Origin of the sequence: Amycolatopsis sp. NPDC059235, assembly GCF_042754125.1 — a bacterium.
Lineage (GTDB): Bacteria > Actinomycetota > Actinomycetes > Mycobacteriales > Pseudonocardiaceae > Amycolatopsis > Amycolatopsis albidoflava.
In genome coordinates, this window is record NZ_JBHZAG010000005.1 from 1 (window position 1) to 11,967 (window position 11,967).

12 protein-coding genes are annotated in these 11,967 nt (G+C 68.9%); 4 read left to right on the forward strand and 8 right to left on the reverse strand.

Annotated features, from left to right (window positions below; genetic code table 11):
- Nucleotides 1-83: 83 nt before the first annotated feature.
- Genes ACFXI3_RS04725 through ACFXI3_RS04740 form a run of 4 tightly spaced genes read right to left on the reverse strand, consistent with a single transcriptional unit; the run spans nt 84 to nt 4,258 of the window.
- Nucleotides 84-851, reverse strand: coding sequence for a 3-oxoacyl-ACP reductase (locus ACFXI3_RS04725; protein ID WP_182892139.1), 768 nt, complete (start codon nt 849-851; stop codon nt 84-86).
- A gap of 5 nt (nt 852-856) precedes the next feature.
- A complete protein-coding gene (locus ACFXI3_RS04730) occupies nt 857-2,221 on the reverse strand; it encodes an aldehyde dehydrogenase family protein (protein ID WP_378398085.1) in 1,365 nt (454 codons plus the stop codon).
- Nucleotides 2,218-2,931 carry a gamma-glutamyl-gamma-aminobutyrate hydrolase family protein gene (locus tag ACFXI3_RS04735; protein ID WP_378398086.1) on the reverse strand — a complete coding sequence of 238 codons (714 nt, stop codon included), beginning with the start codon at nt 2,929-2,931 and terminating at the stop codon, nt 2,218-2,220. The genes ACFXI3_RS04730 and ACFXI3_RS04735 overlap by 4 nt, the downstream gene beginning before the upstream one ends.
- Complete coding sequence (locus ACFXI3_RS04740; RefSeq protein WP_378398088.1) at nt 2,912-4,258, reverse strand: glutamine synthetase family protein; 1,347 nt, start codon at nt 4,256-4,258, stop codon at nt 2,912-2,914. Before ACFXI3_RS04740 ends, ACFXI3_RS04735 begins: the two co-directional genes overlap by 20 nt.
- A 256-nt stretch (nt 4,259-4,514) precedes the next feature.
- On the opposite strand from ACFXI3_RS04740, the gene ACFXI3_RS04745 reads away from it, so the two are divergent.
- Nucleotides 4,515-5,036: a general stress protein gene (locus ACFXI3_RS04745; protein WP_344285862.1), complete on the forward strand. Its 522-nt coding sequence runs from the start codon at nt 4,515-4,517 to the stop codon at nt 5,034-5,036.
- 171 nt (nt 5,037-5,207) lie between these two features.
- On the opposite strand, the gene ACFXI3_RS04750 is transcribed toward ACFXI3_RS04745, so the two are convergent.
- Both ACFXI3_RS04750 and ACFXI3_RS04755 read right to left on the reverse strand, forming a co-directional pair.
- A complete protein-coding gene (locus tag ACFXI3_RS04750; RefSeq protein WP_378398090.1) occupies nt 5,208-6,440 on the reverse strand; it encodes an HAAS signaling domain-containing protein in 1,233 nt (410 codons plus the stop codon).
- Nucleotides 6,441-6,486: 46 nt separating this feature from the next.
- On the reverse strand, nt 6,487-6,810 hold the full coding sequence (locus ACFXI3_RS04755) for a PadR family transcriptional regulator (protein ID WP_378398092.1): 324 nt from the start codon (nt 6,808-6,810) through the stop codon (nt 6,487-6,489).
- Nucleotides 6,811-6,969: 159 nt separating this feature from the next.
- Between ACFXI3_RS04755 and ACFXI3_RS04760 the strand changes: the two genes are divergently transcribed.
- Nucleotides 6,970-7,551: a TetR/AcrR family transcriptional regulator gene (locus tag ACFXI3_RS04760; RefSeq protein WP_378398094.1), complete on the forward strand. Its 582-nt coding sequence runs from the start codon at nt 6,970-6,972 to the stop codon at nt 7,549-7,551.
- Nucleotides 7,535-9,028 carry a nitrilase-related carbon-nitrogen hydrolase gene (locus tag ACFXI3_RS04765; protein ID WP_378398095.1) on the forward strand — a complete coding sequence of 498 codons (1,494 nt, stop codon included), beginning with the start codon at nt 7,535-7,537 and terminating at the stop codon, nt 9,026-9,028. Before ACFXI3_RS04760 ends, ACFXI3_RS04765 begins: the two co-directional genes overlap by 17 nt.
- 28 nt (nt 9,029-9,056) lie before the next feature.
- Here the strand turns inward: ACFXI3_RS04765 and ACFXI3_RS04770 are convergent, their stop codons facing one another.
- Nucleotides 9,057-9,626: a TetR/AcrR family transcriptional regulator gene (locus ACFXI3_RS04770; RefSeq protein ID WP_378398096.1), complete on the reverse strand. Its 570-nt coding sequence runs from the start codon at nt 9,624-9,626 to the stop codon at nt 9,057-9,059.
- Nucleotides 9,627-9,717: 91 nt separating this feature from the next.
- On the opposite strand from ACFXI3_RS04770, the gene ACFXI3_RS04775 reads away from it, so the two are divergent.
- Nucleotides 9,718-10,671 carry a ketopantoate reductase family protein gene (locus ACFXI3_RS04775; RefSeq protein ID WP_378398097.1) on the forward strand — a complete coding sequence of 318 codons (954 nt, stop codon included), beginning with the start codon at nt 9,718-9,720 and terminating at the stop codon, nt 10,669-10,671.
- Nucleotides 10,672-11,010: 339 nt separating this feature from the next.
- On the opposite strand, the gene mutM is transcribed toward ACFXI3_RS04775, so the two are convergent.
- Nucleotides 11,011-11,871 carry a bifunctional DNA-formamidopyrimidine glycosylase/DNA-(apurinic or apyrimidinic site) lyase gene (mutM, locus tag ACFXI3_RS04780; protein ID WP_344285840.1) on the reverse strand — a complete coding sequence of 287 codons (861 nt, stop codon included), beginning with the start codon at nt 11,869-11,871 and terminating at the stop codon, nt 11,011-11,013.
- Between the last annotated feature and the right edge of the window lie 96 nt (nt 11,872-11,967).

Here is an 11,967-nt window from a genome sequence, read left to right on the forward strand (position 1 = left end):
GCCTACGCCACACCCCCTTGCCAATGGTCCGTGAAGGGCTCCTTGAGGGAATCAGATTCCCTCAAGGAGCCCTTCACGGACAGTCACAGCGGGGTTACATAGGCGCCCGAGATGCCGCCGTCGACGAGGAACTGGGCGGCGGTGATGAAGCTGGCGTCGTCGCTTGCCAGGAAGGCCACCGCGGCGGCGATCTCCTCAGGCTCGGCGAAGCGGCCGACGGGAACGTGCACTAGGCGCCGGGCCGCGCGCTCCGGGTCTTTAGCGAACAGTTCCTTCAGCAGCGGCGTGTTGACCGGCCCCGGGCACAGCGCGTTGACCCGGATGTTCTCGCGCGCGAACTGCACGCCCAGCTCGCGCGTCATGGCGAGCACGCCGCCCTTCGAAGCGGTGTACGAAATCTGCGACGTCGCGGCCCCCATCACGGCCACGAACGACGCGGTGTTCACGATCGAACCGCGGCCCTGGCGCTGCATGTGCGGCAACACCGCCTTGCAGCACAGGTACACCGAGGTCAGGTTGACCCGCTGCACCTTCTCCCAGGCTTCGATGCCGGTGGTGAGGATCGAATCGTCTTCCGGCGGCGAGATGCCCGCGTTGTTGAAGGCGACGTCGACCGCGCCGAACTCGTCGACCGTCGTCTGGAAAAGCGCCTCGACCTGGTCAGCGTCGGTGACGTCGACCTGGACGAAGGCCCCGCCGACCGCGTCGGCGGCCGCCTTGCCCTGCTCCGGCGTGACGTCGCCGATCACCACCTTCGCGCCTTCGCTCGCCAGCCGTTTGGCGGTGGCGAGGCCGATGCCGCTCGCGCCGCCGGTGATCACCGCGACGCGGCCGTCAAAACGCTGCACCATCTGGTTCATTCCTCCGTGCTCAGGAAAACGTTCTTCGTCTCGGTGAAAGCGGCGGCGGCGTCCGGGCCTAGTTCGCGGCCGAGACCGGACTGCTTGAAGCCGCCGAAGGGCGTCCAGTAGCGGACCGACGAATGGGAATTCACCGACAGGTTCCCGGATTCGACGCCGCGCGCGACCCGGAAGGCGCGGCCGACGTCGCGCGTCCAGATCGAGCCGGACAGGCCGTATTCGGTGTCGTTGGCCATCCGCACGGCGTCGGCCTCGTCGCGGAAGCGGACCACCGCGACGACCGGGCCGAAGATCTCGTCGCGGGCCAGCGGATCGTCCAAGCCCGGCGGGAGCACCACGGTCGGCGCGAACCAGTACCCCGGCCCGGACGGCGCGCTGCCGCGGAAAGCGACCGGCGTCTGTTCGGTGACGTAGGAGGAGACTTTGGCATGGTGGTCCGCGGAAATCAGCGGGCCCATCTCGGTCGCTTCGTCGCCGGGATCGCCGACGACCACGCCCCGCACCGCGGGTTCCAGCAGTTCGAGGAACCGGTCGTAAACGTTGTCCTGCACCAGAATCAGCGACCGCGCGCAGCAATCCTGACCGGCGTTGTCGAACACTCCGTACGGCGCGGTCGCCGCGGCCTTCTCCAGGTCGGCGTCGGCGAACACGATGTTGGCGTTCTTGCCGCCCAGCTCCAGCGTCACCCGTTTCACCTGCGCCGCGCAGCCGGCCATGACCTGCTTGCCGACCTCGGTGGACCCGGTGAACACGACCTTGCGCACCGCCGGATGCGTGACAAACCGTTGCCCGACAACGGATCCCTTGCCTGGAAGCACCTGGAAGACGCCCTCGGGGATCCCCGCCTCGCGGGCGAGTTCGGCCAGCCGCAACGCGGTGAGCGGGGTCAGCTCGGCCGGTTTGAGCACGACCGTGTTGCCTGCCGCGAGCGCCGGCGCGAAGCCCCAGCCCGCGATCGGCATCGGGAAGTTCCACGGCACGATCACGCCGACCACGCCCAGCGGCTCCTGGAAGGTCACGTTGACGCCGCCGTCGACCGGGATCTGCTTGCCCAGCAGCCGTTCCGGCGCGCCGGCGGAGTATTCGAGCAGGTCGCGCACGTTGCCCGCTTCCCAGCGGGCGTTGCCGATCGTGTGCCCGGAGTTCTCGACCTCCAGCCGGGCGAGGTTCTCCAGGTCGGCGTCGACCGCGTCCGCGAACCGGCGCAGCAGCCTCGCCCGATCGCCCGGGGCGACCGCCCGCCAGGCCGGGAACGCGGCGTGCGCGCGGGCGATCGCGGCGTCGGTCTCCGCCTCGGTGGTCAACTCGACCTGGCGCACCACTTCCGCGGTCGCCGGGTTGCGCACCTCGAACGTCGTCATTTCCCCTCCTGCGCGGCGTTCACCAGCGCGGCGAACAGCCGGACGTCGTCGCCGTCCTGCTCCGGATGCCACTGCACGCCGAGCACGAACTCCCCCGGCGCCTCCGCGGCCTCGACCGTCCCGTCCGCCGCGTAACCGGACGCGATCAAACCGGAGCCGAGCCGGTCAATCGCCTGATGGTGGTAACACTGAACTTTTGTTTCCTGGCCCAGAATCGCCGCCGCCCGCGTGCCGTCGACCAGGCTGACCGTGCTGGTTCCGAACGTCGCCGGAGCGGGCTGATGCGTCGCGTCGCCGAGGGTTTCCGGCAGATGCTGCGAGAGCGTGCCGCCGAGCGCGACGCTCATCACCTGCAGCCCGCGGCATACCCCGAGCACCGGCTTTCCGGCCGCGCGCGCCGCCTCGAACAGGCCGAACTCGAACGCGTCGCGCTCCGGGCGGATGTACGTCTTCTCGTGCGGCTCCTGGCCGTAACGGCTGGGTTCGACATCCGCGCCACCGGTGAGGACCAGGCCGTCGATGCGTCCCACGAGCGCGTCGTACTTCGTGCTTACCGGCGGCAGCAGCACCGGGATCCCGCCCGCCTTGACCACGCCGTCCGCGTACACCCGGTGCAACAGCGTCGCTTCGGTGTCCCAGGCCAGGAACTTCGCCTGTTCCGAATAGGTGCTGAGCCCGATGACGGGTGGGTCAGAGTCGTTCGAAACCACGGATGCGCTCCCAATCGGTCACAGCTCGCTCGTACGCTTCGCGCTCGATCCGCGCGGCGTTGAGGTAATGGTCGACTACATCGGCGCCGAAGGCATCTCGCGCGATACGGCTGCCTTCGAGGACTTCAGCGGCTTCAGCAAGCGTGACGGGCACAGTGGGCTTGTCGGACGCGTACGCGTTGCCTACGAACTCAGGCTCCAACGGCAGCTCGTTCTCGATGCCGTGCAGCCCAGCAGCGATCATCGCGGCGACTGCGAGGTACGGGTTCACGTCTCCGCCGGGTACGCGGTTCTCGACGCGCAACCCGTCACCGTGCCCGACGACGCGCAACGCGCACGTACGGTTGTCCGTTCCCCACGCGATCGCTGTCGGCGCGAAGCTGCCAGGGACGTAACGCTTGTACGAGTTGATGTTCGGAGCGAAGAAGTACGTCAGCTCGCGCAAAGCTTCCAGCTGTCCGGCGAGGAAGTGCTGCATCAGCTTCGAGAAGCCGTGGTCGCCGTCGCCGGGAAGCACCGCTTCGCCGGACTTGCCGCGAAGGCTCAGGTGGATGTGGCAGGAGTTGCCCTCGCGTTCGTTGTACTTCGCCATGAACGTGAGGCTCTTGCCCTCCTGCGCGGCGATCTCCTTCGCACCGTTCTTGTAGATGCCGTGGTTGTCGCACGTCGCGAGCGCTTCGGCGTAGCGGAAGGCGATCTCGTGCTGACCCGGGTTGCACTCGCCCTTCGCCGACTCCGGATACAGGCCCGCGCCCGCCATTCCGTTGCGGATCCGGCGCAGCAGCGGCTCGATGCGCGCGGTGCCGAGCATGGAGTAGTCGACGTTGTACTGATTGGACGGGGTGAGGCCGTGATACCGCTTGTCCCACGCGGTCTCGTAGGAGTCGTCGAACACGATGAACTCGAGTTCGGTGCCCACGTAGGCCTTCAGGTCGTGCTCGGCGAGCCGGTCGAGCTGGCGGCGCAGCACCTGGCGCGGCGAAACGGAAACCGGGCCGCCCTGCACGCGCTCGACGTCCGCGAGCACCAGCGCAGTGCCCTCCTGCCACGGAATTTCCCGCAGCGTCGCGAAATCCGGCCGGAGCACGAAGTCGCCGTAGCCGCTCTGCCAGGACGAGATGTCGTAGCCGTCGACGGTGTTCATGTCGACGTCCACCGCGAGCAGGTAGTTGCACGCCTCGGTGGCGTGGCCGGCCACCTCTTCGAGGAAGTACTCCGCCGAACAACGCTTGCCCTGGAGCCGCCCCTGCATGTCGGTGAGGGCGACGAGCACCGTGTCGATCGTGCCCGCCGTCACCCGTTCGCGGAGATCTTCGAGCGTGAGCATTCCTCGCCTGGCCGCCATCGCATCGCCCCAAAGGTTCGGATCAGGTCCTTTGCGGCTTCTTCTTACCGGGCCGTCCTGCCAGGGTCAATCCACCGAAAGGTATTTTCTTAGACCTTTAAACGCGGGTTCCGCGGGGCTCACCCGCGCGGCGCCTGCTATGTCCGGGTTGCCCGGCTGAGAAGATACTGTGAATCGGGTGCGTCCGGGACCAAATCCGCCGCCTCGTGCGTTGGACCGGGCAAGAGAGGTGAGAGGGATGACTGAAGCATTCACGCAGACCACGTTCAGCCAGCAGCAGGCGCGGCCGCAGCTCCCGACGCTGCCCACCGGGTGGCCGATCGGGTCGTACGAGTCCTACGAGCAGGCCCAGCAGGCCGTCGACCACCTCGCGCACGCTGACTTCCCGGTCGCCGACGTCACCATCGTCGGCGTCCAGCCGATGCTCGTCGAGCGCATCGCGGGCAAGATGAGCTGGAGCCGGATGCTCAGCAGCGCGGCCATGTCCGGCGCGGTGTTCGGCCTGTTCCTGGGCCTGGTGCTGAGCATGCTCAACCCGGCCGCCGGGCTGCTGTCGATCGTGCTCGGCCTCGCCGCGGGTGTCGTGTTCAACGTGGCCTTCGGCGCGCTGGGGTACGCGGCGAACCGCAACAAGCGCGGGTTCATCTCGCAGAGCCAGCTCGTCGCCCAGCGCTACGACGTGCTGTCGCAGCCGCGCAACGCCGAGAAGGGCCGCCAGCTGCTGGCGGACCTGGCGGCGCGCTCGGCGTTCAACCACTGAGTTCCGGCAACTCGCCTCCCGGGCGCCCGGGCCGTTCGCGGCTTGGGCGCCCGGTTTCGCGTTGCGGGCCTTGCCGAGAGGGCGGACTGCCGTGCTGGTCGGTGCTCGTGCGCGCCTATGCCGGTTCTAACCGGCTTCAACACTCACGAGCCACACCCACCCCGGTGCCCCTTACCTCGTCGGCGGAGCAGCCTTCGTGGAGCTGCTCGGCGGAACCGGCGCACCGGATGTCGCCGGAGCCTTCGGGATCACCGCCGCGAACGGCACCCCCGCGTCCTCCCGGCAGTAGCTGCGATAACCGTTGTAGCCGTTGACGTTCCCGCGGTCGTCCTGCGTTCCCAGGGTGACCTTCGGGCGCGGGAACTGGTTGTCCTCTCCGGTCATCTGGCTCGTGCCGGTGTCCTTCTCGCAGCCGTAGCGGGTGATCGTGAGCGGACGTCCGCGGTCGTCGTAGAGATAGACGTTCTCCAGCGGTTTGCCGTTCGCGTCGAAGGCATACAGATTGGTCAGTTCGTGCTGGCCGTAGCGCAGCGATTCGTTGCCGTGGACGTCCTCGTACATCGAGGAGGCGTACGACGGGGTGGAACTCGACGAGTAAGTGCGGTCCCGCACGAGGTTGACCGCCGCGCCGAGGCCGCCGAACGCGCTGCCCACCACGAACGCCGACACCGGCACCGCGATCCACAGCATCCGGCCGTCGACCTTGATCCGCGGGCCCGCCCACATCACCAGGCCCGCGCCGACGAGCAGCACCGGCAGCAGCAGGACCGCGTGCAGGTCCCGGATCATCAGCAGCAGCCCGAACGCCAGCAGCGCGAACCCGCAGACCACCCACCACGCCGGCTTCAGCGAATTGAGGTACGTGAGCGCGCGGTCGGCCGACCGGTCCTCCCGCATCGACTTCACCACCGCCCGCGCGCGGACCACCTCCGGCAGCTCCCGCACCGCGTCGAGCCCGCGCAGCAGCAGGAACGCCACGCTCACCGCGAACACCGGGGCCAGCAAGACCATCCCGGCCAGCGCCGCGGCGTTGAAGCGCACCGCGGTGTAGAACGCGATCAGCGCCGTCCCCGCCGCGCAGAACATCAAGCCCCACAAGGCAAGCCGCGGCCCGACCCGGCCTGTCTTCGCCGTCGGCAGGACCTCGGTCGCGGCTTCCGGCACCGCCGGAGCGGGCGGGTAGCCGCCGGACGCCCGCAGCTCGGCCGCGTAGCTCTCCGGAGTGCCGAGCCGCGCGACGAGGTCCTCGACCCGTGCCGTCGCGCCCGCTTCCGACTCCATTTCGGCCAGCTGCGGCCGGACGTCCTCGAGCAGTTCCTCGATCTCGTTCGCGGGCAGGTCCGCGAGCGCGGTGCGCACCCTCGACAGGTACGTCCGCGCGGCCGTCGGCTTGTCCGTGCTCATGCTGCCTCTCCCCGATTCGTGCCCGCGGTTTCGCCTGTCCGCGCGGTCAGGCCCGCTCATTCACCAAACTGTCCATAATGGACGCGAAGCTGGTCCACGTACGCGCCGATTCGGCGAGCCGCGCCCGGCCCCGGTCGTTCAAGCTGTAGTACTTGCGGTGCGGGCCCTCTTCGCTCGGAACCACGTACGACGTCAGCAATCCCGCCTTGTACAGCCGCCGCAGCGTGCCGTACACCGAGGCGTCCCCGACCTCCTCCAGGCCGGCGACGCGAAGTCTTCGCAGCACGTCGTAGCCGTACCCGTCGTCGTCGCGCAGCACCGCGAGGACCGCCAGGTCCAGCACTCCCTTGAGCAGCTGACTGATCTCCACCGCGTTCCTTCCCGGTCCTGCGCGAGAGAAGCTACCACGCATAGCGCAGTAGTGTGCGCGGCGAGCGGCCGTCCGGCGGTATCGCTGCCCATTCGGCCGGCTCAGCGGGAGACGAACGGTCAGGTATACAGCGTAGACCTCGTGGTCTACAGTGTAGACATGGCCGAGATCCCGACCGCCGAACGGCTCGCCGCGGCGGCGCGCGAGATCATCGCCGCCGAGGGCGCGGCGGCGGTCAGCATGCGCCGCGTCGCCGAAGCCGCCGGAGTCACCGCGATGGCGATCTACCGGCATTACGAGAACCGCGAGGTCCTGCTGCGCGCGGTCGCCGACGCCACCGGCCGGGAATTGGGCGCGGCGTGGAAAGACCCCGCACCGGGCGGAGAATGGCTCGACCGCTTCGACGCGCTGCTGGACCGATTCCTGGACTTCGCGCTCGGCCAGCCGCATCTGTACCGCTTCCTGATGGCCGACAGCTGGGCGCAGGCCCGGATATATCCCGACAGTTTCCGCGAACCCGGCTCGCCGCCGTTCACCGCGCTGGTCCGGCTGATCGAAGAAGGCATCCGCGAAGGCGTGCTGCGCGACGACGATCCGCTGGAAGCCGCGCTGACCGTCAGCACGCAGACGCAAGGCATGGTCCTGCACTACCTCGCCGGCCGAATGGGGGCCGCGGAACCCGAGTTCCGCGCGCTGTGCCGGCGTACTTCCCGGAGGATTTTCGATGGCCTCAGAACGTAATGCCCGGTGGCAGGCCCCGGCCGCGCTGCTGTCTTCGGCGGCGCTCTTCTACTTCGGCACCGGGCTCGCGCCGATCGCCGCGCTGACTTGGCTCGCGCCGTTTCCCGTACTGCTGCTTGCGACTCGCGCCGGCGGCTGGACCACGGTGAGCACCGCGTTCGGCGCGTTCCTGCTCGGCACCGCGAATATGTGGGCCTACCAAGCACATTCCGGCGACGAACCGTTGTGGCCGTTCGGCGCCACCATCGATGTCGGGATGTCGCTGGTGTTCACGTTCGCGGTATGGCTGTTCTGGGCTTTGGTGCGCCGACGCCGGACGCTGCTGGCCAGCCTGGCCGCACCGGCGGCGTGGACCGGCCTCTTGTACCTGATCGCCACGCTGAGCCCGATGGGGATGATGGGTTCCCTCGCCAACGACCAGGGCGACGCCCCGCTCGTGCTGCAAACCGCTTCGTGGGCGGGAATGTGGGGCGTCGAATTCCTGGTGCTGTTGCCCGCTTTCGCGGTCGCCGCAATGTGCGCTCCCGGAGCTTCCCGGCTGCGCATCGGCGTTGTCGCCGCGATCATCGTGGTTTTGTCGCTCGGCGGCGGCGCATTGCGGCTGTCCGGCGCGGGCGGTCCGTCGGTGCGAATGGCCGCCATCACGCAAAATGCTGGCTATCACTGGGGTCCCGCGCTTGGCACTGCTCAAGGCCGCGCCCTGGCGCAGGACTACATCCAGCAGATCTCAGCGATGCCGGACGGCGTGCGGCTCATTGTATTGCCCGAAGCCGCGTTCAGCGCCGAGGAGGAATGGCCAGCGGCGTTGGTGGAGCCGATGCGGCGCGCGGCCAAGGCCCGGGGCGCGGCGATCGTGGTCGGCTTCGAGTACTACGACCGGCCGGGCAAGCACAACTACGACTACGCGCTGGCTTTCCCCGCAGACGGTGCCGCGCCCGCTCGGTACCTGAAGCACCACGACCTGGTGAGCCCGCCGGGCCGGGATCTGGTGTTCGTGCCTGGCACCGAGGTCCCGACCGGGCTGGTGATTTGCGGCGACACGACGTTCGCCTCCCCCAGCCGCGACTACGCCGCCGCCGGTTCGCGGATCCTCGCGATCCCGGCGGAACTGGCGGTCCCGCCGGGCAACAACGACGAGGGCGGCTGGCAGCACACCCGCAACGCACTGCTCCGGGGTGTCGAAAGTGGACAGTCGATCGCGCTCTCCGACGCGAACGGAAGCCTGATGCTGTCGGATGGCTACGGCCGCGTCCTCGGCGAAGCCCGCACTGGAGGACCGGCACCGTTCACGACGGTCGTTGCCGATGTTCCGGCAGGCCCCGGCCAGACGTTCCACACGCGCTTCGGTGATTGGTTCGCTTGGCTCGCGGCTGCGATTGCCGTTGCTGGCTTGGTTTTCACTCGCCTTCGCGCGGCCTCGCAGCCCTCCTCCACCGCCGACACGACAGTGGTTGGTCCACACCCTCACGCATCCTGAAAGTTCACAGGTGTGCCCGGGCACCGCGTCACTGCGGGCGGCGCAACCCGTCCAGCACGAGGGTGATGACATCGTCCGCCTCGGCCCGCCAATTGGGGCGGTCATGGGCCGCGCCGATGCCGTGCAGCACCATCATCACGGCACCGGAGTCCACGTCGTCGCGGACGGTGCCCTCTCGCACGGCAGCGGCCACCAGGTCGGCGACAGCCTGTTCCAGCGCCTGACTGCCCTCGGCGAGGTCGCCCGAGCCCTCGGACATGAGGGTGGCGAGCGTCCGGGCCAGGCCTTCGTGGGCGTCGATGTGGTCGACCATGCCGCGCAGGAAGGTCGCCAAAGCCTCCGCCGCGGGCAGCGTGGCCCGCAGCTCGCGGGCGCGGTCGCACAGCGCGGCGACCTCCCCGTGGTAGACCGCCTCGGCCAGCGCCTCCCGGGTGGGGAAATGCCGGTACAGCGTGCCGGTGCCCACTCCGGCCAGGCGGGCGAAGTCGTCGAAACGCAGGTCGAAGAACTCTCCGGCGTCGAAGATCTCTCGCGCCTTGGCGATCAGGACATCGCGGTTGCGCCGGGCATCGGCCCGCAGCGGCTTGTCGGCGGTCATGGGCTCCCTCGCGTTGACAAGTGGAGACTGTCTCCATATTTTGGAAAGTGGAGATCGTCTCCACATCGAATGCTACCCCGCGAGGTGCGGCGTGAAGATCCTGATGTTCGGCCGAGGCGTGATCGCCACCGTCTACGGCTGGACCCTGCAACGAGCGGGACACGACGTCGAGTTCTACGTCCGGCCGGGCCGCGCGGCGCAGTACGGGGACACCGTCGACCTCGACCTGTTCGATACGCGGCGTCGGCAGCGCGTCGAGAAGTGGCCGGTGCGCCTCCGCGAGGAACTCGAGCCGGACCACGACTTCGACCTGATCGTGCTCAGCGTGGGACACCACCGCCTCGCGGAGGCGACGGCCTTCCTGGCCCCGCGCGTCGGCCAGGCCACGGTGTTGATCTTCGGCAACGTCTGGGCAGAGCCGCTGGACGCGATCGGCACACTCCCGGCCGACCAGGTCGCCTGGGGCTTTCCCCAAGGCGGCGGTGGTTTCGACGCGGACGGCGTGCTCCGCGGATTCCTGCTGCGATCAGTCGTCTTCGGCACTCTCGGCCAGCCCCCGACCGACCGGGAACTGGCTGTGCGCCAAGCGTTTCGCGAAGCCGGGCTCCGGATCAAAGAACGGCCCGACTTCCGCGGCTGGCTGTGGGTCCATTTCGTGTCGGACGCGGGCCTGTTCTCCCAAGGCCTGCGGCTGGGTTCCCTGTCCGACCTGGCCGGGTCGACGCGCGACGTGCGCGAGGGCCTGCTGGCCGGGCGCGAACTCGTGCCGCTCCTCGAAGCGCGCGGCATCGACCTGCGACGACACCGGGGCGGCCTGCTGCTGTTCCGAGCACCCACCTGGCTGACAGCCCCCGTGCTGGCCTGGCTGACCGCTCACGTCGCGCCCGTGCGCGCGAGTTTCGCGGCACACAACAACCCCGACGCGCAGGAGCCGCGCGAGGTCTGCCGAGACACGCTGGCCGAAGCACGACGCTCAGGCATCTCGGCACCACGGCTGGAAGCGGCGGAACCGCTCTTCGCCCGCGAGGAGACGGGGCGAGCCTGAAGTTACCGATGTTGCGGCTGTACAAGGCTTTTCGCTGCCCAGCTTCTGTGAGCTTTTCGCGGTCCAGTGTCTGTGACGTGGAAGGAAGAGGTCGCTGGTTCGTGCGGTTCGGGCCTCATCACCTGTCAGTCGCGCGGCTCAGCGATCTCCCGTTCTCACCCGACCGCAGCCAGAACCGACGGCCCAGCCCAGCCTCGTCGCGGGTCCACCGCGAGTCACGCCGCTGCGCGATCTGCGTGTCCGAGCCGCCACTAGCGACAAGACCAGCGTCTCCCAGCAACGCGCGGCCTGCGATCGCCGCACCCGCCCAACATCTGCGCCGGGCGACCACCCGTGCGGCTAAGCCACCCGAGCCCGCCGCTGACACTTGGGACACGAAAACGACGACCGGTTCATGAACGGCTCCCGCCGGATCGCCGAACCGCATCGGCGGCACGGCATTCCTTCCTGGCCGTACGCGTCGAGCGAGCGCTCGAAATACCCCGACTGTCCGTTCACGTTCACGTAAAGCGCGTCAAACGACGTCCCTCCCGCCAGCAGCGCGGCCGACATCACGTCACTGGCCGCGGACACCAGCGTTCGCCCTTGTGCGGCAGTGAGTTTCTCGGTCGGCCTCGACCAATGCAGTTTGGAGCGCCACAACGCCTCGTCGGCATAGATGTTGCCCACCCCGGACACCAGCGTCTGATCGAGCAGCGCGCGTTTCACCTCGGTCCGCCGCGAACGCAACGCGCGCACGGCGGCCTCCGGGTCGAACTTCGGATCCATCGGATCCCGGGCGATGTGCGCGATGGTGCCGGGCAGGTTGTCGCCGTCGACCTCGACCAGTTCGTCCAGGGCCAGGCCGCCGAACGTGCGCTGGTCGACGAAACGCAGTTCCGGCCCGTCGTCGGCGAACCGGACTCGGACGCGCAGGTGTTTCTCGTCCGGCACGTCCTCGGCTTGCACCAGCATCTGGCCGCTCATGCCGAGATGCGCCAGCACCGCCTCGCCGTCGGACAGTTCCAGCCACAGGTATTTGCCGCGCCGCCGGGCGGCCTCGATCGTGACTCCGGCGAGCCGTCCGGTGAAGTCGGCGGCTCCTTGCGCGTGCCGCCGGATGGCGCGGTCGTGCAGCACCTCGACGGCGCGGACAGTACGGCCGGCGACATGCGCTTCGAGGCCGGCGCGGACGACCTCGACCTCGGGTAGTTCGGGCATGCGCTCATTCTGCCCGGCGCCCCCGACAAAAAACGGAGGGCCCGTGCCCTGGCAACGAAAAACGGGGCCGGCCGACATCGAGTCGGCCGGCCCCGG

Bases quoted from the DNA above. Each gene is read 5' to 3' on its own strand.
- ACFXI3_RS04750 (WP_378398090.1), bottom strand. From the start codon at position 6,440: ATGAGCACGGACAAGCCGACGGCCGCGCGGACGTACCTGTCGAGGGTG.
- ACFXI3_RS04765 (WP_378398095.1), top strand. From the start codon at position 7,535: ATGGCCTCAGAACGTAATGCCCGGTGGCAGGCCCCGGCCGCGCTGCTG.
- ACFXI3_RS04725 (WP_182892139.1), bottom strand. From the start codon at position 851: ATGGTGCAGCGTTTTGACGGCCGCGTCGCGGTGATCACCGGCGGCGCG.
- ACFXI3_RS04745 (WP_344285862.1), top strand. From the start codon at position 4,515: ATGACTGAAGCATTCACGCAGACCACGTTCAGCCAGCAGCAGGCGCGG.
- ACFXI3_RS04760 (WP_378398094.1), top strand. From the start codon at position 6,970: ATGGCCGAGATCCCGACCGCCGAACGGCTCGCCGCGGCGGCGCGCGAG.
- mutM (WP_344285840.1), bottom strand. From the start codon at position 11,871: ATGCCCGAACTACCCGAGGTCGAGGTCGTCCGCGCCGGCCTCGAAGCG.
- ACFXI3_RS04730 (WP_378398085.1), bottom strand. From the start codon at position 2,221: ATGACGACGTTCGAGGTGCGCAACCCGGCGACCGCGGAAGTGGTGCGC.
- ACFXI3_RS04740 (WP_378398088.1), bottom strand. From the start codon at position 4,258: ATGCTCACGCTCGAAGATCTCCGCGAACGGGTGACGGCGGGCACGATC.
- ACFXI3_RS04770 (WP_378398096.1), bottom strand. From the start codon at position 9,626: ATGACCGCCGACAAGCCGCTGCGGGCCGATGCCCGGCGCAACCGCGAT.